21 protein-coding genes and 1 pseudogene are annotated in these 25126 nt (G+C 68.4%); 15 read left to right on the forward strand and 7 right to left on the reverse strand.

The window, feature by feature from the left end:
- The first annotated feature begins 845 nt into the window (after positions 1–845).
- Complete coding sequence (locus CQY20_RS15700; protein WP_097941011.1) at positions 846–1172, forward strand: transglycosylase family protein; 327 nt, start codon at positions 846–848, stop codon at positions 1170–1172.
- 241 nt (positions 1173–1413) lie between these two features.
- Positions 1414–1893, forward strand: a complete 480-nt coding sequence (locus CQY20_RS15705; RefSeq protein ID WP_097941012.1) for a transglycosylase family protein — start codon at positions 1414–1416, stop codon at positions 1891–1893.
- Here CQY20_RS15705 and CQY20_RS15710 read toward each other — a convergent pair.
- From CQY20_RS15710 to CQY20_RS15720, 3 genes are read right to left on the reverse strand one after another with little or no spacing between them, the layout of a single operon-like run.
- Positions 1885–3048, reverse strand: coding sequence for an FAD-dependent oxidoreductase (locus CQY20_RS15710; RefSeq protein ID WP_097941013.1), 1164 nt, complete (start codon positions 3046–3048; stop codon positions 1885–1887). The genes CQY20_RS15705 and CQY20_RS15710 overlap by 9 nt on opposite strands.
- Before the next feature lie 41 nt (positions 3049–3089).
- Positions 3090–3620, reverse strand: coding sequence for a PaaI family thioesterase (locus CQY20_RS15715; RefSeq protein WP_097941014.1), 531 nt, complete (start codon positions 3618–3620; stop codon positions 3090–3092).
- A complete protein-coding gene (locus CQY20_RS15720) occupies positions 3617–4012 on the reverse strand; it encodes a winged helix-turn-helix transcriptional regulator (protein WP_097941015.1) in 396 nt (131 codons plus the stop codon). The genes CQY20_RS15715 and CQY20_RS15720 overlap by 4 nt, the downstream gene beginning before the upstream one ends.
- Positions 4013–4078: 66 nt before the next feature.
- Here CQY20_RS15720 and CQY20_RS15725 point away from each other — a divergent pair, with 66 nt between their 5' ends.
- The 13 genes from CQY20_RS15725 (at position 4079) to proB (ending at position 20792) form a co-directional block, all read left to right on the forward strand.
- Complete coding sequence (locus CQY20_RS15725) at positions 4079–6070, forward strand: S9 family peptidase (RefSeq protein WP_097941016.1); 1992 nt, start codon at positions 4079–4081, stop codon at positions 6068–6070.
- An 11-nt stretch (positions 6071–6081) separates the two neighbouring features.
- Positions 6082–7338, forward strand: coding sequence for a saccharopine dehydrogenase family protein (locus CQY20_RS15730; RefSeq protein WP_097941017.1), 1257 nt, complete (start codon positions 6082–6084; stop codon positions 7336–7338).
- A gap of 90 nt (positions 7339–7428) precedes the next feature.
- Positions 7429–8055 (forward strand): DUF937 domain-containing protein, encoded by a 627-nt coding sequence (locus CQY20_RS15735; protein ID WP_097941077.1) that lies wholly within the window; start codon positions 7429–7431, stop codon positions 8053–8055.
- Positions 8056–8170: 115 nt separating this feature from the next.
- Entirely contained in the window at positions 8171–10819 is a 2649-nt protein-coding gene (locus CQY20_RS15740) for a valine--tRNA ligase (RefSeq protein ID WP_097941018.1), read from the forward strand.
- Complete coding sequence (gene folC / locus CQY20_RS15745; protein WP_097941019.1) at positions 10816–12255, forward strand: bifunctional tetrahydrofolate synthase/dihydrofolate synthase; 1440 nt, start codon at positions 10816–10818, stop codon at positions 12253–12255. The genes CQY20_RS15740 and folC overlap by 4 nt, the downstream gene beginning before the upstream one ends.
- 56 nt (positions 12256–12311) lie before the next feature.
- Positions 12312–12650: a DUF4233 domain-containing protein gene (locus tag CQY20_RS15750; protein ID WP_097941078.1), complete on the forward strand. Its 339-nt coding sequence runs from the start codon at positions 12312–12314 to the stop codon at positions 12648–12650.
- A gap of 111 nt (positions 12651–12761) precedes the next feature.
- The gene (locus CQY20_RS34865; protein WP_163700635.1) at positions 12762–13865 is read left to right on the forward strand and encodes a hypothetical protein; all 1104 of its coding nucleotides are present in this window, start codon (positions 12762–12764) and stop codon (positions 13863–13865) included.
- 54 nt (positions 13866–13919) lie between these two features.
- Positions 13920–14330 carry a nucleoside-diphosphate kinase gene (gene ndk / locus CQY20_RS15760; protein WP_097941020.1) on the forward strand — a complete coding sequence of 137 codons (411 nt, stop codon included), beginning with the start codon at positions 13920–13922 and terminating at the stop codon, positions 14328–14330.
- Positions 14331–14629: 299 nt separating this feature from the next.
- On the forward strand, positions 14630–17407 hold the full coding sequence (rne, locus tag CQY20_RS15765; protein ID WP_097941021.1) for a ribonuclease E: 2778 nt from the start codon (positions 14630–14632) through the stop codon (positions 17405–17407).
- A gap of 155 nt (positions 17408–17562) precedes the next feature.
- The gene (rplU, locus tag CQY20_RS15770) at positions 17563–17874 is read left to right on the forward strand and encodes a 50S ribosomal protein L21 (protein WP_097941022.1); all 312 of its coding nucleotides are present in this window, start codon (positions 17563–17565) and stop codon (positions 17872–17874) included.
- Between the two features lie 13 nt (positions 17875–17887).
- Positions 17888–18154 carry a 50S ribosomal protein L27 gene (gene rpmA, locus CQY20_RS15775; protein ID WP_097941023.1) on the forward strand — a complete coding sequence of 89 codons (267 nt, stop codon included), beginning with the start codon at positions 17888–17890 and terminating at the stop codon, positions 18152–18154.
- A gap of 83 nt (positions 18155–18237) precedes the next feature.
- On the forward strand, positions 18238–19683 hold the full coding sequence (obgE, locus tag CQY20_RS15780; RefSeq protein WP_097941080.1) for a GTPase ObgE: 1446 nt from the start codon (positions 18238–18240) through the stop codon (positions 19681–19683).
- Positions 19680–20792, forward strand: coding sequence for a glutamate 5-kinase (gene proB / locus CQY20_RS15785; protein ID WP_097941024.1), 1113 nt, complete (start codon positions 19680–19682; stop codon positions 20790–20792). Before obgE ends, proB begins: the two co-directional genes overlap by 4 nt.
- Positions 20793–20830: 38 nt before the next feature.
- Here the strand turns inward: proB and CQY20_RS15790 are convergent, their stop codons facing one another.
- The 4 genes and pseudogenes from CQY20_RS15790 to CQY20_RS15805 all read right to left on the reverse strand — a co-directional run bounded on the left by CQY20_RS15790 (position 20831) and on the right by CQY20_RS15805 (position 25099).
- Positions 20831–21667: an NAD-dependent protein deacetylase gene (locus tag CQY20_RS15790; RefSeq protein ID WP_097941025.1), complete on the reverse strand. Its 837-nt coding sequence runs from the start codon at positions 21665–21667 to the stop codon at positions 20831–20833.
- Between the two features lie 17 nt (positions 21668–21684).
- Positions 21685–22163, reverse strand: a pseudogene (locus CQY20_RS15795) (hypothetical protein).
- Complete coding sequence (locus CQY20_RS15800) at positions 22160–24415, reverse strand: molybdopterin oxidoreductase family protein (RefSeq protein WP_371871095.1); 2256 nt, start codon at positions 24413–24415, stop codon at positions 22160–22162. The pseudogene CQY20_RS15795 and the gene CQY20_RS15800 overlap by 4 nt, the downstream one beginning before the upstream one ends.
- A 144-nt stretch (positions 24416–24559) precedes the next feature.
- On the reverse strand, positions 24560–25099 hold the full coding sequence (locus CQY20_RS15805; RefSeq protein ID WP_097941027.1) for a cysteine hydrolase family protein: 540 nt from the start codon (positions 25097–25099) through the stop codon (positions 24560–24562).
- Between the last annotated feature and the right edge of the window lie 27 nt (positions 25100–25126).

Here is a 25126-nt window from a genome sequence, read left to right on the forward strand (position 1 = left end):
AGGCCGCCCAGCATCACAACCACTCACCTGCACCCACAAAGAACCTCAATCGAGCGCCAGGTGAAAGATCGAGGCTAACCGGCGAAACTGCTGGTCCAAAGGCGCGACAGCGTGCTACCGCAGCGCTGATAGGCTGCATGGAATATGCTGTGGCACTCTTACGTCATGAAACACGTTCAGAACCAACATGTTTCCAGCAGATCGTGGTGGCGTTGATCGACGCTTCGGTTGTTCTGGCACGCTGGTGCGAAGATACTGTGTGCCACGAAAAATGCTATGGCACAACGAAAAACAGACAGCTCGCCGTGAAAAGGGGCAGCAGCGAACCTTTTCAGTTGCTGACATCGCGAAAACCGCTGATGAGGGCCATATCTGGGGCTGATCCGGTCCAATTCCCCGTCGTGTCAACCCCGTTAAACGTGTCACGGGTCACAAAATGCACGTGATCTGACTCACGAAAATCCGGCGGGCAACGGCAATCTGACGACGCCGTCAAACGTCGCGATGACCTGCGCGGACGACGGTGAAAAGACGTCGTGATCTGTCCGTGATCTAACCGCGATCATGCCTATACCCGATATGACTTTGACGGAAACGGTTTGTACCGTCCCTGACGGCTCCAAAAGAGCAAACAAGTTCAGATAACCACGAACCTGCGTGTGAGTGGGGCTGCAGAGGTGGGATCGCCTTTGTAGCCGCCGGGCATCAAGCCCGGTGGAGGTCTGCCACAAACCTCCCGCTGTCGTGCCTGACCGAGAGGGCACGTCCCAACTCCCCTGCCTGAAAGGCACCTACGCCCGCGTCGACGGGCGTGGTTTTGGCGCGCGCTTGGCGAAAGGAAAGCAGTGAAGAACATCCGCAAGACGTTTGGGCTGGCCACCATCACCGGCGCCCTGGCCCTGGCACCGATGGCCCTGGCGACCGGCACCGCGAGTGCGGAAAGCGGCGTGAACTGGGACGCCGTCGCGGCCTGCGAGTCGGGTGGCAACTGGTCCATCAACACCGGAAACGGCTACTACGGCGGACTGCAGTTCACCATGAGCACCTGGCGCGCCAACGGCGGCAAGGGCTCGCCCCACAACGCCAGCCGCGAGGAGCAGATCCGGGTGGCCAACAACGTGCTCAAGACCCAGGGCATCGGCGCCTGGCCGGTGTGCGGTAAGCGCGGCTAATCCGCGGTTAACCAGGTCTTTGTGGGGGTGCCGGGCCTTCGGGCTCGGCACCCCCTCTTTTTCTCACCTATCACATCAAGCTCATCTGGCGCATCTTTCTCGCAAAACTCATTTAACTCATTTTTCCCATCGCTAGCTGGGATAAATCGCGTCTCGATAACGTCATTGCACCTCCCTTGTAACGCGTGACCCAACTCACTCGAAAGACCCATCAGTTACAAGGTCGGGGGAAGGACCGGAGATGAAGATTCGCCAGATAATCACCGGAGCGGCTCGCAAGGCCGCCTGGCTGGTCGCGATCACCGGGGCTCTTGCAGTGGCGCCTGTGGCCTTGTCGGCCACCGCGAATGCCGACACCGTCGACTGGGACGCCATCGCACAGTGCGAGTCGGGGGGCAACTGGTCCGCCAACACCGGTAACGGCCACTACGGCGGGCTGCAGTTCAAACCGACGACCTGGGCTGCACACGGCGGCTTTGGCTCGCCGGCGGCGGCGTCGCGCGAGCAGCAGATCCGCGTCGCCGAGAACGTGTTGCGCACCCAGGGCCTGCGCGCCTGGCCCAAGTGCGGATCGGCGGCGGGCGGACCGGCCGTGTGGACCGCGGTGACACCGATACCCGGACAGACGGGGTGCAAGGCCATGCGGAGCGGCGCGGTGCTCGGCCTCGTCGATCTGCGCCAGCTGTGCTCGACGTTCCTGGGCCCGCTCGGCCTAGGCTGACGCCGTCGCAGGCGCCTGAAACGCCGAGCGCGACGCGATGCCGGCCATGTGCCGCATCAGCACGGCTTCGGGCACGAGCGCCGACGCCCGGGTGGCCAGTGTGCTCAGAAGCGCCGGCCGCAGGTTGACGACCGTGCCCAGCAGCGCCGACTCGCGCACCAGCGCCCGCACCCGTGGGCGACGGAACTGAGCGAAGCGCGCGAACGCCGCGGCCAGGTCGTTAGTCCGGTCGACGAACGCGGCCAGGATCGCGGCGTCTTCCAGGCCCTGGCAGCCGCCCTGGCCCAGATGCGGGCGCATCGCATGGGCGGCGTCGCCGACCAGCACGATCGGCCCGCGCGACCACGCCCGCGCCTCGTCGCGGTCATAGAGGTCGTTGTGCAGGACAACGTCGGGGTCGGTGGCGGCCAGCAGCGTCGGCATCGGCTCGGCCCACGACGCGAACTTCTCCTTCAGGTACGCCAGCTCACCCTGGGCTGCGACCCGTCCTTCCGGCGCGCGTTCGGTGGCGAACCAGTAGGTGTGGCCGGGGCCCATCGGCACGTGTCCGCACTCGATGCCCGGGCCCATCGTCTCGCCGGCCAGGTCCGGATCGATCGACGTGTCCGCGACGCCGCGCCACGCCGTGTAGCCGACATAGCGGTTGCGCAGCGGCCCGTTCAGGTGGCGGGCCACCGAAGAGTGCGTGCCGTCGGCGCCGATCACCGCGTCCGCCCAGCGTGTGCTGCCGTCCGAGAGCATGACGCGCACGCCGTCCGGCGTGGCCTCGAACTGCTTGGCCGCGACGCCGTAGTGCACCGTGCCGTCGCGCAGCGCACCGGCCATCACGTCGTTCAGCGCCGAGCGGCGCACCACCACGAGCGGCTCGCCCAGCGCCTTGACCATTCGGTCGTGGGACGGGCGGCGCAGCCACGAGCCGTTGCGCCACCGGACCGCGCCTGCGGTCACCCTGCCGCCGGCCTCACGGACGGCGTCGCCGAGGCCGATCTGATCGAGGGCGGCCAGCGCGTTGGGCCAGATGCTGATGCCTGCGCCACTCGACGTGTCCGTGCGCGCCTCGATGACCGTGACGTCGTGGCCGTCCCGCTGCAGCGCGACCGCCGTCGCCAACCCCGCGATGCCTGCACCTACGACAAGGAACCGATGCCGCGCCACCCGTCGAACCTAGCGTGCGACGCCAAGGCTCTATAGATCTCCTACAGGTCGAACACCAGCAGTGTGCTGGTGGCGGTGGCGACGACGGCGCCGTTGGCGTCGGTGACCACACCCTCGGCGAAGCCGACCCGTGACCCGGATTTCACCACCGTGCCGGTGGCGGTCAGCGTTCCGCTGGACAGCCGCACGGCCTTCAGATAGTTCACCTTGATCTCAATCGACGTGTAGCCCTTGTTTTTTGGCAATGTGCTGTGAACCGCGCAACCGGTCACCGAGTCCAGCAGCGTGCAGACAAGGCCGCCGTGCACCGCGCCGATCGGGTTGTACATCGACTCGTCGGGCTCGCACTCGAACACCACCCGTCCCGGCTCGACCGACACGATTTTCGATCGCATCAGCCCGGCGATGGGCGCCCCTGGCAGTTCACCGTCGACGATGGCGCGCAGATAGTCGATGCCGGCCATGGCGAGGCCCTTGGCGGTGCTCGGCGCGGGGTCGTGCCATGTCACCGTGCGGGACCGCTGCGGGCCCCATCCGTCGCGGGTCGTCGCCTCGGCCAACTCTGCGGTCATCGGGATCCTCGCTTCATCAACTCGGTCATGGGTCGGTACCTGGGCCTGCGATCGGGATCGTCGGGGGCGACGGCGTGGCGCTTACCCCACTCCAGCAGGGCATCCAGCACCGGCAGCAGCGCACGGCCAGACTCCGTGAGCCGGTACTCGTAGCGCGGCGGGCCGTCGTGGTACGGCGTTCGGGTGACGATGCCCGCCCATTCCAGCGCCTTCAACCGGGCCGCGATGCGGTCCCGCGGCGCTCCGGTGCCCGCGACGATGTCGCTGAAGCGGGTGGAGCCGAGGGCAATCTCCCGGACGACGAGCAGCGCCCACCGCTCGCCGACGATCTCCAGGGCCGCCGCGATGGGACAGGGTCGGCCGGGCAGCTCCGCCAACGCCGTTGTGGTCACGCGAACCAGCCTGCCATCAGTAAGTTTGAAAATCAAACTTACTGTGTGTTGTGCTACCAAAGTCGGGTGAGCGAAACCCCATTCGACGACCTCGACCGCTACTTCGCGCTGCCGCGGGTGTCCGGGCTGGCGGTGTCGCCCGACGGCTCCCGCGTCGTCACCACTGTCAGCGAGCTCAACGACAAGCGCACCGAATACGTCACCGCCGTGTGGGAGCTGGACCCCGACGGTCGGCGCGCGGCGCGCCGGTTGACCCGCGGCGCCAAGGGCGAATCGTCACCGACATTCACCTCCGACGGTGATCTGCTGTTCGTGTCGGTGCGCCCGACGCCCGAGGACGACAAACCACCCGCGGCGCTGTGGCGCCTGCCCGCATCCGGCGGCGAGGCGATCGAGATCCTCGCCCCGCCAGGCGGAGTCGACGCCGTCAAGGCCGCGCGCGACGCCGCCGCGACGGTGGTCCGCACCTCGATGTTGCCGTCGGCGGAAAGCCTCGACGACGACCGCCGTCTGCGAAACCTGCGCAAAGACAACAAGATCGACGCGATCCTGCACACCGGCTACCCGATCCGATTCTGGGACAAGGACCTTGGGCCCGCGGCCCCGCACCTGCTGGCGCTCGACGATACTTCTCGACCCAACGACCTGACACCGCAACCCGAGGCGGCGCTGCGCGAAACCGACTACGACGTCAGCGCCGACGGCCGCTTCGTGGTGACGTCATGGCAGCGTCCCGGCCGCGGCGCAGCCCGGCGTTCGGTGCTGGTGCGGATCGACCTCGCCGACGGCACCCACACCGTCATCGCCGACGACCCCGACGCCGACCTGTGGAGCCCGGCTATCGCACCGGACGGGTCGGCGGTGGCGTTCCTGCGCGAGGGTTACTCCACGCCCGCGCAGGCGCCGCGAATCAGCCTGGGCTACTTGCGATTCGGCGAACAACCGCGAGGGCTCGCGCCGGAGTGGGACCGCTGGCCGGCCTCGGTGACGTGGTCGCGCAGCGGTGATGCGCTGATCGTCACCGCCGACGACGGCGGCCGGTGCCCGGTGTTCAGAATCGGCATCGGCGACGGCGCGGTCGAGGCGTTGACCGCCGACGACTACGCCTACACCGACGTGACGACGGCACCCGGCGGGGTGATCTACGCGCTGCGCAGTTCGTATGCGGCCACGCCGCATCCGGTGCGCATCGACGCCGACGGCACGGTCACGGTCCTGCCGTGCATCGACCAGCCGCAGCTGCCCGGCACGCTCACCGAGATGACGGCCACCACGGCCGAGGGGTGCGCGGTGCGCTCGTGGCTGGTGCTCCCCGATGTCGACAAATATGAAGCGCAGGCCCCGCTTCTGCTGTGGGTGCACGGCGGCCCGCTCAACAGCTGGAACGCCTGGCACTGGCGGTGGAACCCGTGGGTGCTGGCCGCGCGCGGTTACGCCGTCCTGCTGCCGGATCCCGCGCTGTCGACCGGATACGGCCAGGATTTCATCCAGCGCGGCTGGGGCCATTGGGGCGCGGCGCCGTACGAGGACCTCATCGCAATCACCGACGCAGCGTGCGCCCACCCGCGGATCGACGCCTCCCGCACCGCCGCGATGGGCGGCTCCTTCGGCGGCTACATGGCCAACTGGATCGCAGGCCACACCGACCGGTTCAACGCGATCGTCACCCATGCCAGCCTGTGGGCGCTCGACCAGTTCAACTCCACCACCGACGCCGCCTACTACTGGGTCCGCGAGATGACGAGGGAGATGGCGGAGGCCAACTCGCCGCACCGATTCGTCAAGGACATCCGCACGCCGTTGCTCGTCATCCACGGCGACAAGGACTATCGCGTGCCGATCGGTGAGGCGCTGCGGCTGTGGTACGAGCTGCTCAGCGAGTCCGGCCTGCCCGCCGCCGAGGACGGCACGAGCCCGCACCGGTTCCTCTACTTCCCGTCGGAGAACCATTGGGTGCTCAATCCCCAGCACGCCAAGATCTGGTACGAGGTGGTGATCGCCTTCCTGGCCAAGCACGTGCTCGGCGAGGACGTCGAACTGCCCGAGGCGCTGGGGTAGCGTCGGATTCGATGACGCAGGACCAACGTGAATTCGACATCGTCTTATACGGCGCGACCGGGTTCGTCGGGAAGCTGACGGCCGAATACCTCGCGCGGGCCGGCGGCGCCGTGCGGATTGCGCTGGCCGGTCGGTCCCAGGACAAGCTGCGGGCCGTCCAGCAGACGTTGGGCGAGAGCGCGCGGTCGTGGCAGCTGATCACCGCGGACGCTTCGCAGCCGGACACACTCAAGGCGATGGCCGAACGCACCCGGGTGGTGGTGAGCACGGTCGGGCCGTACAACCGCTACGGTGTGCCGCTGGTCGCCGCATGCGCAGAAGCGGGCACCGACTACGCCGACCTGACCGGCGAGCCGATGTTCATGCGCAAGTGCATCGACCTGTACCACAAGCAGGCCGTCGACACCGGAGCCCGCATCGTGCACGCGTGCGGATTCGACTCCGTCCCTTCGGATCTCAGCGTCTACGCGCTGCATCGGCGGGTCACCGACGACGGCGAAGGCGAACTCACCGACACCACGTTCGTGGTGCGCAAGATGGTCGGCGGCCTGTCCGGCGGAACGATCGCGTCGATGACCGACGTTCTCCGGGCCATGGCCAACGACCCGGAAGTGCGCCGCCTGCTTGAGGATCCCTACACGTTGACCCCGGACCGGGCCGCCGAACCCGAACTCGACCCGCAGCCCGACATGCCGTGGCGGCGCGGCAGCCAGATCGCGCCGGAGCTGGACGGAATCTGGACGGCCGGCTTCATGATGGCACCGGTCAATACGCGAGTCGTTCGGCGCAGCAACGCATTACAGGACTTTGCATACGGCAGGCGGTTCCGCTACTCGGAATGCCAGAGCGTCGGGTCCTCGCCGGTGGCGCCGGTCGCGTCGGCGGCGTTCGCGGGCGTCGGTGCGCTGGTGACCAAGGTGGGCACCCGCTATCTGAACAAGGTGCCCGAGCGCTACATCGAGAAGATTCTGCCCAAGCCGGGCAGCGGACCCAGCGAACGAACCCGCGAGCGGGGCCATTACACGGTCGAGACGTACACCAGGACCACCACGGGTGCGCGGTACCGGGCGAGGATGTCCCAGCAGGGCGACCCGGGCTACAAGGCCACGTCGGTGCTGCTCGGCGAGTGTGCGTTGGCGCTGGCGTTGGACCGCGACCGGCTGTCCGATCTGCGCGGTGTATTGACGCCCGCGGCAGCGATGGGTGACGCGCTGTTGGCCCGATTCCCCGCTGCCGGTGTGTCTTTGGACGTCACACGGCTGAATTGATCGGCGCGAGCCGAAGCCGTGTCAACCAAGATCAGCTGGACTAGTGTCATCTTCGGCATGCGGTAACCAGCGACGAGGGTGGAGTACGACATGGCAGGCCTTGACGATCTCTTCGCACAGATCCCGGTAAGCGACATCGCGAGCAAACTCGGCGAAGACGAGGGCGAGGTGAACAACGCCGTCAAGACGCTGGTTCCCGCGCTGGTGGGTGGGCTCGCCCAGAACGTGCAGTCCAATGACATCGACTCCAGCAAGCTTGAGTCCGCGGTCGCCCAGCAGGGCGGCAGCGGACTGCTCGATGGGGGAGTCAACGTCGAGCAGGTCGACGAGAACGAGGGCGACAACCTGGTCGCGCACCTGTTCGGCGGCAACGACAGCACCGCCGTCGCCTCCGCGCTCGGCGGAACCGGCGCCGGTAGCAGCGACCTGATCAGGAAACTGCTGCCGATCATCACGCCGATCGTGCTGGCCTACATCGGCAAGCAACTCAACAAGGGCTCCGCGCCGACGCCCCAGCCGCAGGGCCAGCAGTCGGGCGGCGGCCTCGGCGACATCCTCGGCAGCATCCTCGGCGGCTCGACCGGCGGTGGCGCTTCCGGCGGCGGTGCCGGCGGCGGGGACAACCCGCTGGGCAGCATCCTCGGCAGCGTGCTGGGCGGTCAGCAGGGCGGCGCGATCGGCGACATCCTGGGCGGGCTGCTCGGCGGCAGGAAGTAGCGGCTGGAAAAAGCGGCGGCAGCAGCGGCGGGGACCAGCCGCAGGAAACAGCCGGGAGATAGCCCGAGCAGTAGGCGCACCTGAGCGCGCGCAGCGCACTCCATAGAATGGCGCGGTGACCGCCAGTTCGAAGCCAGCTGCCGCCCTGCCCAAGTCGTGGGACCCGGGCGCGGTGGAAAGCGACCTCTACCAGGGCTGGGTCGACGCTGGCTACTTCACGGCCGACCCGCACAGCGACAAGCCGGCGTATTCCATTGTGTTGCCGCCGCCGAACGTCACCGGCAGCCTGCACATGGGCCACGCGCTCGACCACACGCTGATGGATGCGCTCACCCGGCGCAAGCGGATGCAGGGTTATGAGGTGCTGTGGCTGCCCGGCATGGACCATGCGGGCATCGCCACCCAGACGGTGGTGGAAAAGCAGCTGGCCGTCGACGGTAAGACCAAGGAGGACTTCGGCCGCGAGCTGTTCGTCGAGAAGGTCTGGGACTGGAAACGCGAGTCCGGCGGCACCATCGGCGCGCAGATGCGCAGGCTCGGCGACGGCGTCGACTGGACCCGCGACCGCTTCACCATGGACGAGGGCCTGTCCCGCGCGGTCCGCACAATCTTCAAGCGGCTCTACGATGCCGGGCTGATCTACCAGGCCGAGCGGCTGGTCAACTGGTCGCCGGTGCTGGAGACGGCCATCTCAGACCTCGAGGTGTCCTACTCCGACGTCGAGGGCGAGCTGGTGTCGTTCCGGTACGGGTCGATGTCCGACGACGAACCGCACATCGTGGTGGCCACCACCCGGGTCGAGACGATGCTCGGCGACACCGCGATCGCGGTGCACCCCGACGACGAGCGCTACAAGCACCTGGTCGGCAAGACGCTGCCGCACCCGTTCGTCGACCGCGAACTGATCATCGTCGCCGACGAGCACGTCGACCCCGAATTCGGCACCGGCGCAGTGAAGGTCACCCCGGCACACGACCCGAACGACTTCGAGATCGGGCTGCGGCACAAGCTGCCGATGCCGTCGATCATGGACACCAAGGCCAGGATCGTCGACACCGGAACCCAATTCGACGGCATGGACCGGTTCGAGGCCCGCGTCGCGGTGCGTGAGGCGTTGGCCGCCCAAGGCCGGATCGTCGAGGAGAAGCGGCCCTACGTGCACAGCGTCGGGCATTCCGACCGCAGCGGCGAGCCCATCGAACCGCGGCTGTCGCTGCAGTGGTGGGTGAAGGTGGAATCACTGGCCAAGGCCGCCGGTGACGCAGTTCGCAACGGGCAGACGGTGATTCACCCTGCCAGCTTGGAGCCACGCTGGTTCGGCTGGGTCGACAACATGCACGATTGGTGCATTTCGCGCCAGCTGTGGTGGGGGCATCGCATCCCTATCTGGCACGGCCCCAACGGCGAGAAGGTCTGCGTCGGACCGGACGAGGCGCCGCCCGAGGGCTGGGAACAGGACCCCGACGTGCTGGACACGTGGTTCTCCTCGGCGCTGTGGCCGTTCTCCACCATGGGCTGGCCCGACGCCACGCCCGAACTGGCCAAGTTCTATCCCACGACCGTCCTCGTCACCGGCTACGACATCCTGTTCTTCTGGGTGGCTCGCATGATGATGTTCGGCATGTTCGTCTCCGACGATCCGGCGATCACGCTGAACGGGAAGCGCGGACCGCAGGTGCCGTTCGAGAATGTGTTCCTGCACGGGCTGATTCGCGACGAGTTCGGCCGCAAGATGAGCAAGTCGCGCGGCAATGGCATCGACCCGCTGGACTGGGTGGAGAAGTTCGGCGCCGACGCGCTGCGGTTCACCCTCGCCCGCGGCGCCAGCCCAGGCGGTGACCTGTCGATCGGTGAAGACCATGCGCGCGCCTCGCGCAACTTCGCGACCAAGCTGTTCAACGCGACGCGGTTCGCGCTGATGAACGGGGCCAGTCCCGCGCCGCTGCCCGACACCGCCGAGCTGACCGACGCTGACCGCTGGATTCTGGGCCGCATGGAAGAGGTTCGCGCCGAGGTGGATTCGGCGTTCGACAACTACGAATTCAGTCGCGCGTGCGAGTCGCTCTACCACTTCGCGTGGGACGAGTTCTGCGACTGGTACGTCGAGCTGGCCAAAGTTCAGCTGGCGGAGGGCGTTACGCACACCACCGCCGTGCTCGCCGCGGTGCTGGACACGCTGCTGAAGCTGCTGCACCCGGTGATGCCGTTCGTCACCGAGACGCTGTGGAAGTCGCTCACCGGCGGCGAGTCGCTGGTCATCGCGCCGTGGCCGACCGCCTCCGGGTTCTCGATGGATCCTGTTGCGGTGCAACGCATCACCGATATGCAGAAGCTCGTCACCGAGGTGCGGCGGTTCCGCAGCGACCAGGGCCTCGCCGACAGGCAGAAGGTGCCCGCCCGGCTGACCGATGTCGCCGCCGCCGATCTGGACGCCCAGATCCCGGCGGTCACCTCGCTGGCATGGTTGACGCCCGCAGGGGACGGCTTCACCCCGTCTGCGTCGGTGGAGGTGCGGTTGACCCGCGGCACCGTCGTCGTCGAGCTCGACACCTCCGGCACCGTCGACGTCGCCGCCGAGCGCCGTCGGCTGGAGAAGGACCTGGCCGCCGCGGAGAAGGAACTCAAGGGCACCACCGCCAAGCTCGAGAACGAGGCGTTCCTTGCCAAGGCGCCCGCCGAGGTCGTCGACAAGATCCGGCGGCGCCAGCAGGTCGCCCGCGAGGAAGTGGACCGCATCAACGCCAGGCTGGCTTCGCTAACGTGACTTCGGAGCCGCAAGACCCGCGACACGAGGCGGCCGCAGGCCCCAGCCCGGACGAGGTCGCGGCGCTGCTGCAGGTCGAGCACCTGCTCGATCAGCGTTCGCCGGAAACGAAATTGGAGCCGAGCACGGCTCGGATCTCGGCGCTGATGGAGATGCTGGGTTCGCCGCAGCGCGGCTACCCGTCGATCCACATCGCCGGCACCAACGGCAAGACGTCGGTGGCCCGCATGATCGATTCGCTGCTCACCGCGCTGCACCGCCGCACGGGCCGCACGACCAGCCCGCATCTGCAGTCCGCCGTCGAACGCATCGCGATCGACAACAAGCCGATCAGCCCGGCGCAATACGTCGCGACCTACCGCGAGATCGAACCGTTCGTCGAGATGGTCGACAAACAGTCCGAGGCGGCGGGCGGCCCGCCGATGAGCAAGTTCGAGGTCGTCACCGCGATGGCGTTCGCGGCCTTCGCCGACGCGCCCGTCGACGTCGCCGTCGTCGAGGTCGGCATGGGCGGACGCTGGGACGCCACCAACATCGTCGACGCCCCGGTGGCGGTGATCACCCCGATCGGCGTCGACCACACCGACTACCTCGGCAGCGAGATCTCCGAAATCGCCACGGAGAAGGCCGGAATCATTGTCAAGCAGCCCGAGGCCCTGATCCCCGTCGACACCGTCGCGGTGATCGGCAGGCAGGTGCCCGAAGCGATGGAGGTGCTGCTGGCCCAGACGGTCAAAGCCGACGCCGCGGTCGCACGCGAGGACTCCGAATTCGCGGTGCTGAGTCGCCAGGTTGCGATCGGCGGTCAACTGCTCGAACTGCAGGGCCTGGGCGGGGTGTACTCGGAGGTGTTCCTGCCGCTGCACGGTGAACATCAGGCCCACAACGCCGCGGTCGCGCTGGCCGCCGTCGAGGCCTTCTTCGGCGCGGGCGCGCAACGCCAACTCGACATCGATGCGGTGCGCGCAGGCTTCGCGGCCGCCACCAGCCCCGGCCGGTTGGAGCGGATGCGCAGCGCGCCAACGGTTTTCATCGATGCTGCGCACAATCCGTTGGGCGCGGCCGCGCTGGCGCAGACCCTGGCCGAGGAGTTCGACTTCCGGTTCCTGGTCGGCGTGGTGTCGGTGATGGAAGGCAAGGACGTCGACGGCATCCTGGCCGCGCTCGAGCCGGTGTTCGATCAGATCGTCGTCACGCACAACGGCTCGCCGCGCGCGCTGGACGTGGAAGGACTCGCCTTGCGCGCCGAGGAGCGCTTCGGCCCCGAACGGGTGGTCGTCGCGCCGACGCTGCCCGACGCCATCGAAACCGCGACGGCGCTCGTCGAGGAGTCGGGCTTCGAGGGCGAGGGGTTCTCCGGCAGCGGGATGGTGATCACCGGCTCGGTCGTCACCGCGGGCGCGGCGCGCACCCTGTTCGGCAAGGATCCGGCGTGAGCGAGTTGCCGCGCAGCAGCGCCGCCCCCGACCCGTGGAAGAGCTTCCGCGGGGTGATGGCGGGCACGCTGATCCTGGAAGCCGTCGCCATCCTGCTGGCACTGCCGGTGGTGTCGCAGGCGTATGACGGGCTGACGGCGGCGACGGGCAGCTACCTGGTCGGGCTGGCGGTGGTGTTCATCCTGCTGGCCGGGCTGCAGGGCAGGCCGTGGGCCATCTGGGTCAATCTCGCCATGCAGGTGGTGGTGATCGCCGGGTGGGCGCTGCACGGCGCCGTCGGCTTCATCGGCCTGATCTTCGCGGGGGTGTGGCTGCTGATCCTCTACCTCCGCAGCGAAGTGAAGCGACGCCAGGAACGCGGCCTGCTGCCTGGTCAACAGCCGCCGCCCGAATAATCCCGGCGAACTGAAAGTGGGGTAGCGAACTACCTTCTATGACCGCCGGTTAAGTGCCATTGTTGTGCTCAGCGGACAGCAATTTCATCCAGTCGTGGATGGGACACAACGATGAACAAGCCGCGAGATGTCGACCGGACCCAGGAGTTCACCCCGCCAACGCGCGACCTCGCCCCGCCGACGCAGGACATCGCTCCGCCCACACAGGACATGGCCCCGCCGACGCAGGCCGCTCCGGTCGCGCCCCAGCCCACACAGCCCACGGCATGGTCGGAGCAGGATTCGGCCTACGGGCCGCCGGACGCCTATGCGCGGTACGAACAGCCGTATGAACAAGCGGGCAACTACTACGAGCAGCCGCCGCAGTACTACGGCCAGCCCGGTTACGGCCAGCCCGGTTACGGGCAGCCTGAGTACGGCCAGCCCGGGTACGGCCAGCCGCCGCCGGAGTATCAGGCGCCCGTCGACGCGCCGCTGGTGTGGTACCGGCGGCCGGGCGTGCTCTTCGGCGCCGCCGCGGGGGCGGCGGTGCTCGCCGTCGCGGTGTTGATCGCGACCTGGCAGCTGGACGACGGAGTGTCGACGACGCCGGCCAACACCACCGACACTCCCTCGCAGGCGCCGGTTCAACTGGTGCCTGCGCCCACCCAGGCTCCTGCGCCGCTGCCGCCGAGCCAGCCGGTGGTGGCGCCGCCCGCGCCGCGGCAACAGGCGCCCCGGCAGCAGGCGCCGGCCCCGCGCATCGCGCCCGCGCCGGGCGCCCCGGCACCGCAGTCGCCTGCGCCTGTGTCACCGGCCAACCCGAACCCGCAGGAGGAACAGCAGCAGCCTGGGCCAGAAGGCGAGCAGGGTCAGGGTGGCCAAGAGGGTCAGCAGGGCCAGCAGGGAGGCGAACAGGGCCAGCAGGGTGGCCAGGGCGGCGAGCAGGGTCAACAGGGCGGCCAGCAGGGCCAGCAAGGTGGCCAGCAGGGCGGCCAGCAGGGCCAGCAAGGTGGCCAGCAGGGCGGCCAGGAGGGCCAGCAAGGCGGCCAGCAAGGGCAACAAGGTGGCCAGCAGGGTCAACAGGGTGGCCAGCAAGGGCAGCAGGGTGGCCAGCAGGGTCAGATACCCGCTGGCGGTCAGGGCCCGGCCGGTGGTCAGGCTCCTGCCGGGGGCGGGCCCGCCGAGATGCCGCCGCCTCCTGCGAACGCCGTCTGCCTACCGGGTACGTGCTGACGCCGACCGAACTCCGCGCGGGGAGATGAAGCCTTCGCAGGTACGCTGTCGGCCGTGACCGAGCGGACCCTGGTGTTGATCAAGCCCGATGCCGTCAAGCGGAACCTGATCGGAGAGGTCGTCAGGCGAATCGAGGCGAAGGGGCTCACCTTCGCGGCCCTCGAACTGCGCAATGTCGACGACGCCCTCGCACGCAAGCACTACGCAGAACACGAAGGCAAGCCGTTCTTCGACGACCTGCTGGAGTTCATCACCTCGGGGCCCGTCGTCGCGGCGATAGTGGAGGGGCCGCGGGCAGTTGCTGCGTTCCGTCAGATCGCCGGCGGCACCGATCCCGTGGAGAAGGCCGCGCCCGGCACGATCCGCGGCGACCTGGCGCTCGTCACCCAGGACAACCTGGTGCACGGCTCCGATTCACCGGAATCGGCGGCCCGCGAGATCGAACTCTGGTTCCCGGGCCGGTAGCCAAACACGTCCGGCCTGGTCCGAGGACTGGGCCGGGTGTGGGATACTGAACGCGGGCAGACGGCTCAACACCAGGGCCGGACGTCCGAATGAAGACTTTGACGAGCGCGACCACCGCTCACCCGTGGTGTGGCGCCGACCGTCCCAGCCATCATTCAGCCAGGCACCGGGAGGGTTCGAAAAGCGAACCGCTCGGCGCGAGACCATAACAAGCCCCGGAGTACGTGTACCGGGCCAATAGCGGAAGCCCTCGCGTGGCCGCGTCGACAACGACGCGCCCGGGGGCTTGAGGAGAATACGTGGCCGACGATGCAGCTACCGAAGACAAATCAGAAGACACGCAGCAGCAGGAGGCCCCGCCGGAGGGGCTGACTGTACTCGCCGAGGAGCCCGGCGAGGCGGCCGTGCTCGCCGGCGACGACCAACCCGGCGAGGCGGCCGTGCCCGCCGACGACGACCAACCCGGCGAGGACCAGGCCGGCGTTGAACCCGACGCTCGGCTGATCGTGGAGACGTCCCAGACCGAGACGGTCGTGGAACGCGCCGAGTACATGCCGCTCTTCGTGGCGCCCCAGCCGGTGGCATTCGACGCCGACACCGACTCCGACGACGACTACGACGACGCCGACGACGGCGGCCCCGAGACGGAGGAAGACCAGGCAGAGCGGCCGAGCCGCAGGCGCCGTCGCGGCCGCCGAGGCAGGGGCCGCGGTCGCGGCGAGCAGAGCGGCGACGACTCCAGCGACGACTCCAGCGACGACTCCGACGACGCGCAGCTCAGCGGCCAGACCGACGACTCCGACGACGAGTCCGACGACAGCGGCGACGAGGACAACGGCACTCCCGATGGCGGCAGCAGGCGTCGTCGCCGCCGGCGCAGGCGCAAGTCGGGCGCCAGCGACGACAACGATGTGTCGCCCGACGATCCGCCGAACACCGTCGTGCATGAGCGCGCAGGTCGGGCCGACAAGGACAAGGACAAAGACAAGGACAACGGCGAGATCCAGGGCATCACGGGGTCCACGCGGCTGGAGGCGAAGCGTCAGCGCCGCCGCGACGGTCGTGACGCCGGGCGCCGCCGCCCGCCGATACTGAGCGAGGCGGAATTCCTGGCCCGCCGCGAAGCCGTCGAACGCGTGATGGTGGTGCGCGACAAGGTCCGCACCGAGCCGCCGCACGAGGGCGCGCGCTACACCCAGATCGCGGTGCTCGAAGACGGCGTGGTGGTCGAGCACTTCGTCACGTCGGCCGCGTCGGCGTCCCTGGTGGGCAACATCTACCTGGGCATCGTGCAGAACGTGCTGCCGTCGATGGAAGCGGCGTTCGTCGACATCGGCCGCGGACGCAACGGCGTGCTGTATGCGGGCGAAGTCAACTGGGAGGCGGCCGGACTCGGCGGCACCAACCGCAAGATCGAGCAGGCCCTCAAGCCCGGCGACTACGTCGTCGTGCAGGTCAGCAAGGATCCCGTCGGGCACAAAGGCGCCCGGTTGACCACCCAGGTGTCGTTGGCGGGCCGCTACCTGGTGTACGTGCCGGGCGCGTCGTCGACAGGCATCAGCCGCAAGCTGCCCGACACCGAGCGGCAGCGGCTGAAAGAGATTCTGCGGGAAGTGGTTCCGCCGGATGCCGGCGTGATCATCCGCACCGCCTCCGAGGGTGTCAAGGAAGAGGACATCCGCGCCGACGTCAGCCGGTTGCAGGCCCGCTGGGCGGAGATCGAGGCGAAGGCGGCCGAGATCAAAGGGAAGGCCGCCGGTGCAGCCGTCGCGCTTTATGAAGAGCCCGATGTGCTGGTGAAGGTCATCCGAGACCTGTTCAACGAGGACTTCTCCGGGCTGATCGTCTCCGGCGAGGAAGCCTGGAACACGATCAACAACTACGTGAATTCCGTTGCGCCCGACCTGGTTCCGCGGTTGACGAAGTATGAGCCAGCATCGCCGGACGGGCCCGACGTCTTCGCCGTGCACCGCATCGACGAACAGCTGACCAAGGCGATGGACCGCAAGGTGTGGCTGCCCTCGGGCGGCACGCTGGTCATCGACCGCACCGAGGCGATGACCGTCGTCGACGTCAACACCGGCAAGTTCACCGGCTCGGGCGGCAACCTCGAGCAGACCGTCACGCGCAACAACCTGGAGGCCGCCGAGGAGATCGTGCGGCAACTGCGGCTGCGTGACATCGGCGGCATCGTGGTCATCGACTTCATCGACATGGTGCTGGAGTCCAACCGCGACCTGGTGCTGCGCCGACTGACCGAGGCGCTCGCCCGCGACCGCACGCGCCATCAGGTCTCCGAGGTCACCTCTCTGGGCCTCGTGCAGCTGACGCGCAAGCGGCTGGGCACCGGGCTGATCGAGGCGTTCTCCACCCCGTGCCCCGAGTGCTCGGGCCGCGGCATCCTGCTGCACACCGATCCCGTCGACTCGGCGCCGTCGGGCGGGCGCAAGTCCGACTCGGGCCGTCGCGGCAAGCGCGGCAAGAAGAGCCGCACCGAGGAGGTGCCGGTCGCCAAGGTGCCCGAACATGCCGCCGAGCACCCGATGTTCAAGGCGATGGCCGCCGCCAACGGCCGACACGCGGACGACGAAGGCGACGAGACCGAGCAGGAAGACAAGGACGAGGGCAAGAAGGCCGTCGAGGAAGTCGCCGAGGCCGACACCGAGACGATCAAGAAGGCCGTCGTCGGCGCCCCCGAGGATCTCGAAGACGAAGATCTCGACGAGGACTACGACGACTCGGACTCCGACGACTCCGATGAGTCCGATGAGGACACCGACGACACCGACGAGATCGACCTGGACGAGGACGACGACGACATCGACGACGACATCGACGTGCTCGACTCGGACGACTCGGATGAGGACGAGGACTCCGACGACGACTCCGACGAGGACGAGGATGACGCCTACGCCGATGAGGACTCCGACGATGATGACGACGGCATCGACGACGATGACGATGACGACAGCGACGAGGATGACCAGCGCATCGACGCCTCGGCGGCGCCGATGATCGCCCGACGTCCGCGCCGTCGCGCCGCCGCCCGGCCGGCCGGTCCGCCGATCCACGACTGACCGACCCGCCGTGACCTGCGGCGATTTGACCGTGACTGCGCGGCTCACGTACCCTTGAGCGGTTGTCGCCAGGCCCCGCCGGCGACAGTCGGACACCCAGACCCAGCGCCGCCGCGAACGAGCGCGCTGCAAAGAAACGTAGGAGTGCTAGCACGATGGCGACGTACGCAATCGTCAAGACCGGCGGCAAGCAGTACAAGGTAGCCGAAGGTGACGTGGTCAAGGTCGAGAAGCTTGACTCGGAGCCGGGCGCCAAGGTCTCGTTGCCCGTCGCCCTCGTCGTCGACGGCGCGAAGGTCACCACCGACGCGAAGGCCCTGGAGAAGATCGCCGTCACCGGCGAGGTGCTCGAGCACACCAAGGGCCCCAAGATCCGCATCCACAAGTTCAAGAACAAGACCGGCTACCACAAGCGTCAGGGTCACCGTCAGCAGCTGACGGTCCTGCGGGTCACCGGCATCAAGTAGTAAGGCGTTCACAATGGCTCACAAGAAGGGCGCTTCCAGCTCACGCAACGGTCGCGATTCCGCCGCACAGCGGCTGGGCGTCAAGCGGTTCGGCGGCCAGATCGTCAAAGCGGGCGAGATCCTCGTCCGGCAGCGCGGCACGCACTTCCACCCCGGCGTCAACGTCGGCCGTGGCGGTGACGACACGCTGTTCGCAAAGGCGCCGGGTGCCGTCCAGTTCGGCGTCAAGCGCGGGCGCAAGACGGTCAGCATTGTGCGGCCGTCTGCTTCAGACGCCTAGTTCCGCGTCGAGACTGACGTTTTGGCGCGCGACTCTCGCACTTTTGCGCCCATATGTCGGTTTCGGCGAGGGAGGTGATCACGATGCCCCGCTTCGTCGACCGCGTCGTGATTCACGTGCGCGCAGGCAACGGCGGTAACGGCTGCGCCTCGGTCCATCGCGAGAAGTTCAAGCCGCTCGGCGGCCCCGACGGCGGCAATGGGGGTCGCGGCGGCAGCGTCATCCTCGTCGTCGACCCGCAGGTGCACACCCTGCTCGACTTCCATTTCCACCCGCACATCGTCGCGCCGTCCGGTAAGCAGGGCGCAGGCAGCAACCGCGACGGCGCCGCCGGCGAAGACCTCGAAGTCAAGGTGCCCGACGGCACCGTCGTGCTCGACGAGAACGGCAGGCTGCTGGCCGACATGGTCGGCACGGGCACCCGCTTCGTCGCCGCCGAGGGCGGTCGCGGCGGGCTCGGCAACGCCGCGCTGGCGTCGCGGGCCCGCAAGGCGCCGGGCTTCGCGCTGCTGGGCGAGAAGGGCCAGGCCCGCGATCTCACCCTGGAGTTGAAGACCGTCGCCGACGTCGGCCTGATCGGATTCCCGTCGGCTGGCAAGTCATCGCTGGTGTCAACGATCTCGGCGGCCAAACCCAAGATCGCCGACTACCCGTTCACCACGCTGGCGCCCAACCTGGGCGTGGTGTCGGCGGGGGAGAACACCTACACCGTCGCCGACGTGCCCGGCCTGATTCCCGGTGCCTCGCAGGGCCGCGGCCTCGGCCTGGACTTCCTGCGGCACATCGAACGCTGCGCGGTGCTGGTGCATGTCGTTGACTGCGCCACGCTCGAGCCGGGCCGCGACCCGATCTCCGACATCGACGCGCTGGAAGCCGAGCTGGCGGCGTATAAGCCGACGCTGCAAGGGGATACGACGCTCGGCGATCTGGCCGAGCGGCCGCGGGCGGTGGTGCTGAACAAGATCGACGTGCCGGATGCCCGCGAACTGGCCGAGTTCGTCCGCGACGACATCAAGCGGCGCTACGGATGGCCGGTGTTCGAGGTGTCCACCGTCAGCCGAGAAGGATTGCGGGCGTTGACCGTTGCGTTGTGGGACATGGTGTCGGCCTATCGCGCGTCGCAACCCGAGATCGTGCCGCGGCGCCCGGTCATCCGTCCGGTCCCCGTCGACGAGAGCGGTTTCACCGTCGAACCAGACGGGGAGGGTGGTTTCGTCGTGCACGGTGTGCGGCCCGAACGCTGGGTCGCCCAAACGGATTTCAACAACGACGAGGCCGTCGGCTACCTCGGCGACCGGCTGGCCCGCCTCGGCGTCGAGGACGAGTTGCTGCGGCTGGGCGCGCGGCCGGGGTGTGCGGTCACCATTGGTGACATGACCTTCGACTGGGAACCGCAGACCCCCGCCGGCGTCGACGTGCCGATGTCGGGCCGCGGCACCGACGCCCGGCTCGAGCAGAACGACCGTGTGCGAGCCGCCGAACGCAAGGCCGCGCGCAAGCAACGCCGCACCCCCGGCGGTGAGTCATGAGCGTGCACCGCGAGGCCGTCCGCACCGCCCGCAGCGTCGTCGTCAAGATCGGCACCACCGCGCTGACCACCCCGTCGGGCGTGTTCGACGCGGGCAGGCTGGCCACGCTGGCCGAAGCGATCGAAAAGCGCATGAACGCCGGCTCCGACGTGGTCATTGTGTCGTCGGGCGCGATCGCCGCGGGCATCGAACCCCTGCGGTTGAACAAGCGGCCCACCGACCTGGCCACCAAACAGGCCGCCGCTTCCGTCGGGCAGGTGGCGCTGATCAACGCGTGGAACACGGCATTCGCCCGCTACAACCGCACAGTTGGGCAGGTGCTGCTGACCGCACACGACATCTCGCAGCGGGTGCAGCACACCAATGCGCAGCGCACGCTGGACCGGTTGCGGGCGCTGCACGCGGTGGCGATCGTCAACGAGAACGACACCGTCGCGACCAACGAGATCCGGTTCGGCGACAACGACCGGCTCTCGGCGCTGGTGGCCCACCTCGTCGGCGCCGACGCGCTGGTGCTGCTGTCCGACATCGACGGCCTCTACGACGGCGATCCCCGCAAGGCGTCCAATGACAAGCCGGCGCGGTTCATCCCCGAGGTCGCCGGGCCCGAGGACCTCGACGGCGTGGTCGCCGGGCGCAGCAGCCATCTGGGCACCGGCGGCATGGCGTCGAAGCTGTCGGCGGCGCTGCTGGCATCCGATGCGGGTGTGCCGGTGCTGCTGGCCGCGGCGTCGGATGCCGCCACCGCCCTGGTCGACGCGTCTGTCGGCACGGTGTTCGCGCCGCGGCCCCAACGGATGTCGGCGCGCCGGTTCTGGGTGCGCTACGCCGCCGAAGCGGCCGGTTCACTGACGCTGGACGACGGCGCCGTGCGGGCCGTGGTGCGCCAGCGCCGCTCCCTGCTGCCCGCCGGCATCACGGCCGTGCACGGGCGTTTCCACGGCGGCGATGTCGTCGAACTGCGCGCCCCCGACAACACCATGGTCGCCCGCGGCGTGGTGGCCTACGATGCCGCCGAATTGGCGACGATGCTGGGCCGCTCGACATCGGATCTGCCGGCCGAGTTGCGCCGCCCCGCGGTGCACGCCGACGACCTCGTCGCCGTCTAGCCAGCGATTTCGGCGCGCTAAGCGGCGCTAGGCGCACGTTAGCGCGCCGAAATCGCGGGGGAGAGTTCGTCGGCGAGTAGGACCAGCGTGGGGGAGCAGCCGGCGTCGAGCTTCACCGTCGCCAACTCGTCGCCGCGGGTGCGGCCGCGGTTGACGATCGCGATCGGCATGCCGCGCGCGGCGGCGTGGCGCACGAACCGGAAGCCGCTGAACACCGTCAGCGACGAGCCCGCCACCAACAGCGCGTCGGCATTGTCAACCAACGTAAACGCTTGCGCCACACGGTCTTTCGGCACGTTCTCGCCGAAGTAGACGATGTTGGGTTTGAGCATGCCGCCGCAGGCGACGCAGTCGACGATCGAGAACGACGAGGTGTCGCCGACGACCGCGTCCGCGTCCGGCGCGACCGCGATGCCGCCGATCTTTTCTGCGCGCTCGGCGAAGCCGGGGTTGGCGGCCTCGAGCAACTCGGCCAGTGCCGCGCGGGTCATGGTGTGGCCGCAGTCCAGGCAGATCACCTCGGCGTAGGTGCCGTGCAGGTTGACGACGTTGCGGCCGCCCGCCTTGGTGTGCAACAGGTCGACGTTCTGCGTGATGACCCCCGACACCACGCCGGCCCGCTCCAGCGCCGCCAGCGCGCGGTGGCCCGCGTTCGGCTGGGTGGCGTCCATGTGCCGCCAGCCGACGTGGTTACGCGCCCAGTAGCGCTGCCGAAACACCGGGTCGGAAGTGAACTGCCGGATCGTCATCGGGTTGCTCGGCGGCGAGTCCGGCCCGCGATAGTCCGGAATCCCCGAATCGGTGGACATGCCCGCGCCGGTAAGGACGGCGACCCGGCGGCCTGCCAACAGCGCGACGAGTTCGGGGATTTGCACTCCGTCCAGGGTAGTGGTCAGTTCGCCAGTGCCTGCGGTGAGAGCTCCTTGAGCATCGCATTCGCCCACCGCATCTGCCGCAGCGCCTGCGGGTGACACCGCTGCGTCAAGTCGAGCAGCTCGGTGTCCTTGACGCCCTGGCGCCCTGCGCCAGCAGCTCCCAGTCCAGCGACACCCCTGCGGCCAGCCGGTGCAGCCGACGCAGGTCCGCCAACAGCAGCAACCCGGTCTCGGGTCGTCGGCCCATCCGGTCGCTGACCCAGGCCTGCGCAGACTCCGTCACGGCAGTGATGCGCGGATGGCGCCGCATTCGCACGCCGTAACGCTCACCGGTGTCCGCGATCAGCGCGATGTGCTCTCGCGACCACACGGCGAGGTCTAAAGCGACGTGGTAGATGCCGTGGTCGTTGTGATGGCGTGAGGCGATCGCATCGAGCGATCGCGCAAGCCGCATCTCGGAGCGATGCAATTCGTGCAGTGCGAGTCCCAGTTTCATCGCTGCTCCTCGTCGCGGTTCACCGGCCGCACCCGGGCGGCGGCGGTCTTGAAGATCGGCTGCTTGGACACCGGATCCCAATCGGTCAGCGTCATCTCGTTGGCGGCGCGGTGATGGCCGTCGGGGTCGTCGACATCCCAGTAGCCGTAGTGGAACGGCACGAACACCACGCCGTCGCGGATTCCGCCGATGCGGCACGGCGCGGTCACCGAATTCCGCGGAGTGGCGACCTCGACCATGTCGCCCTCGGCGATGCCGAGGCGTCCGGCGTCGGTGGCCGACATCTCGACCCACGGCTGCGGCGCGGCGTCGCGCAGTTGCGGCGCGCGGCCGGTCTTCGTGCGGGTGTGGAAATGGTAGAGCGTGCGACCCGTGATCAACGCCAAAGGGTAGTCCTTAGATGGCATTTCGTGCGGCGGCAGGTATTCGGCAGCTTTGATGATGGCCTTGCCGTCGGGATTCATCGCCCGATACTCGGTTGGTTCCAGCGGCGCCCCCGTGATGAGGTCGCGGCCGTAGGACTCGCAGTACTCGGGGTCGGCGGAAAACCGCCCGTCGCTGTAGAGCCGTTCGGTTCCGTCGGGATGCTCGGCGTTGCACGGCCATTGGATGCCATTGGACTCGCGCAGCTTCTCATAGCTCAACCCGGTGTAGTCGCAAGGACGCCCGGCGCTGCATCGCTTCCACGCCTCGAACGCCGACTCCGGATCCGTCCACGCCGGCAGCGGCTGGCCGTCCTTGTCGCGGAAGTCCATCCGCCGCGCGTAGTCGAGAAAGATCTCAAGGTCGGGGCGCGCCTGACCGGGCGGGTCGACGGCCTTCTCGGACAGATGCACGGTGCGGTCGGCGTTGGTGAACGTCCCGGTCTTCTCACCCCAGCCCGCGGCGGGCAGCACCACGTCGGCCAACTCGGTCGTCTCGGTGGCGAACATGTCCTGCACCACCACAAACAGCCGCTCCTGCGCCAGGATGCTGCGGATGCGCCGCAACTCCGGCAGCGACACCGCCGGATTCGTTGCGCTGACCCACAGCATGCGCAGCGTGCCCTGCTCGGCGAAGCGGAACATCTGCATCGCGTGCGTCGGCGGTGCGTAGTGCGGGATCTGGTGCATCTGCAGGTTCCACAGCGCCGACAGCTGTTCGACGTGAGAGTCGTTGGACCAGTTGCGGAATCCGGCCAGATCGCCGTCGGCGCCGCACTCACGGGTGTTCTCCGCGGTGGGTTGGCCGTTCATCTGCAGCACGCCGCATCCCGGCTTGCCGAGCATGCCGCGTAGCAGGTGAATGTTGTTGACCTGCACGGCCGCTGCGGTGGCCTGGCTGGCCTGATAGAACCCCTGCAGCACGGTGGATAGCAGCGCGGTGGCGGTGCCGATCAGGCGGGCGGCCTCCCGGATGTCGGCTGCGGACACCTTGCAGATGTCGGCGGCCCGCTCGGGCGGGAACTCGGCAACCCGCTTGACGAGTTCGTCGTAGCCCACGGTGTGGGCGTCGACGTAATCGCGGTCCACCCAACCGTTTTCGATGATCTCGTGCAGCAGGGCGTTCATCAGCGCCACATTCGTTCCCGGCAGGGGCGCCAGATGGACGGTCGCGTGCTGGGCCACCGGCGTCTCGCGCGGGTCGACGCAGATCACCGCGGGCGGATTGGGGCCGGCCAGCCGGTCCAGCATCCGCATCCACAGCACGGATTGGGTTTCGGCGACGTTGTGGCCGTAGAGCGCGATGACGTCGGCGTGGTCGACGTCGGTGTAGGAACCGGGCTGGCCGTCGCAGCCGAAGGACTCCTTCAGCGCCGCCGCGGCCGTCGCCGTGCACAACCGGGTGTTGCCGTCGACGTGGTTGGTGCCGATCGCCCCGTGCGCGATCACGCCCAACGTGTAGTACTCCTCGAGGAAGAGCTGACCCGACGTGTAGAAGCCGATAGCGCTGGGGCCGCGCTGTTCGAGCAGCTGCCTGCTGTGGCGCACGACGCGCCCCATCGCGGTGTCCCAATCGGTTTCGACGAGCTTGCCGTGCACCCGCATCAGCGGCGCGGTGAGCCGATCGGCCGAATTGTTGGCCTGCCAGCCGAACAGATCCTTGGCATCGACGCGGCCGTGGTTGACGCGATCGGAGGCGCGGCCGCGGACCCCGACGATGCCGCCGTCCTTGACCGCGATGTCGAGCCCGTCGCCGTTGGAGTGCAGCACCGACGCCGTCGGCACCCACCGATCGACCGAGTCGGGGTCCAGCTCGCCGTCGAGGAACATGTCGACCCGCGTCGGCCAGTCCTGCCCGGGACCGTACGGGGTTCGCTCGCCCCATGGCTCGGCGATGCGGTTCTTGCCGCTCACCGCAACCGGCTACCCGGGGCCGCCGCGGTCAAACGCTCAAATGGTCGCCTTACAGGCACTTCACAGCAGGCATTCGGCGGCCGGGACGATGTCGGCGCTCATGTTGGATTCCATCATCGTCAGCGCGGCGTCGCTGAGTTCGGGATCGATGTGCGCCACCGCGTCGGGCGGGACCACGACGGGGAAGTGCCGCACGTAGGCGTCCAGCGCGGTGTAGAGGATGCACTGCTCGGTGACCTGCCCGGTCAGGATGACCCGCTGCGGCTGCAGCTGGGTCAGCAGGTAGGCCAGCGGTGTGGCGTAGAAGGCGCTGTGGCGCACCTTGGTCATCTTGCGGCAGTCCTCCGGCGGCACGATCGGTTCGACCAAGTCAGGCCGGTCGCCGTTCAGCGCAGAGCGGACGAGGTCGCCGAACCCGGCGGTGAAGTCGCCGTAGTTGTCATTGACGTAGATCAGGTCGACGTCGTCGCGGCTCGAGGCCTTCGAAATGAGCCCCGACAGCGGCTCGATGATCTCTTCGACATGCGGTGACAGCTTTTCGGCGTCGGGATGGGTATAGGTGTTGAGCATGTCGATGACCAGAACGACGGTGTCACTCACGGAGTGTTGATACCCCGTCACCGGGTC

The organism is Mycolicibacterium agri, assembly GCF_002553505.1.
Classification (GTDB): domain Bacteria; phylum Actinomycetota; class Actinomycetes; order Mycobacteriales; family Mycobacteriaceae; genus Mycobacterium; species Mycobacterium agri.

What these genes read in the sequence shown, in the direction of transcription:
- CQY20_RS15705 (WP_097941012.1), top strand. Translation starts at nt 1,414, where the DNA reads ATGAAGATTCGCCAGATAATCACCGGAGCGGCTCGCAAGGCCGCCTGG.
- CQY20_RS15715 (WP_097941014.1), bottom strand. Translation starts at nt 3,620, where the DNA reads ATGACCGCAGAGTTGGCCGAGGCGACGACCCGCGACGGATGGGGCCCG.
- CQY20_RS15730 (WP_097941017.1), top strand. Translation starts at nt 6,082, where the DNA reads ATGACGCAGGACCAACGTGAATTCGACATCGTCTTATACGGCGCGACC.
- CQY20_RS15735 (WP_097941077.1), top strand. Translation starts at nt 7,429, where the DNA reads ATGGCAGGCCTTGACGATCTCTTCGCACAGATCCCGGTAAGCGACATC.
- CQY20_RS15750 (WP_097941078.1), top strand. Translation starts at nt 12,312, where the DNA reads ATGGCGGGCACGCTGATCCTGGAAGCCGTCGCCATCCTGCTGGCACTG.
- CQY20_RS34865 (WP_163700635.1), top strand. Translation starts at nt 12,762, where the DNA reads ATGAACAAGCCGCGAGATGTCGACCGGACCCAGGAGTTCACCCCGCCA.
- rplU (WP_097941022.1), top strand. Translation starts at nt 17,563, where the DNA reads ATGGCGACGTACGCAATCGTCAAGACCGGCGGCAAGCAGTACAAGGTA.
- rpmA (WP_097941023.1), top strand. Translation starts at nt 17,888, where the DNA reads ATGGCTCACAAGAAGGGCGCTTCCAGCTCACGCAACGGTCGCGATTCC.
- obgE (WP_097941080.1), top strand. Translation starts at nt 18,238, where the DNA reads ATGCCCCGCTTCGTCGACCGCGTCGTGATTCACGTGCGCGCAGGCAAC.
- proB (WP_097941024.1), top strand. Translation starts at nt 19,680, where the DNA reads ATGAGCGTGCACCGCGAGGCCGTCCGCACCGCCCGCAGCGTCGTCGTC.
- CQY20_RS15800 (WP_371871095.1), bottom strand. Translation starts at nt 24,415, where the DNA reads ATGTTCCTCGACGGCGAGCTGGACCCCGACTCGGTCGATCGGTGGGTG.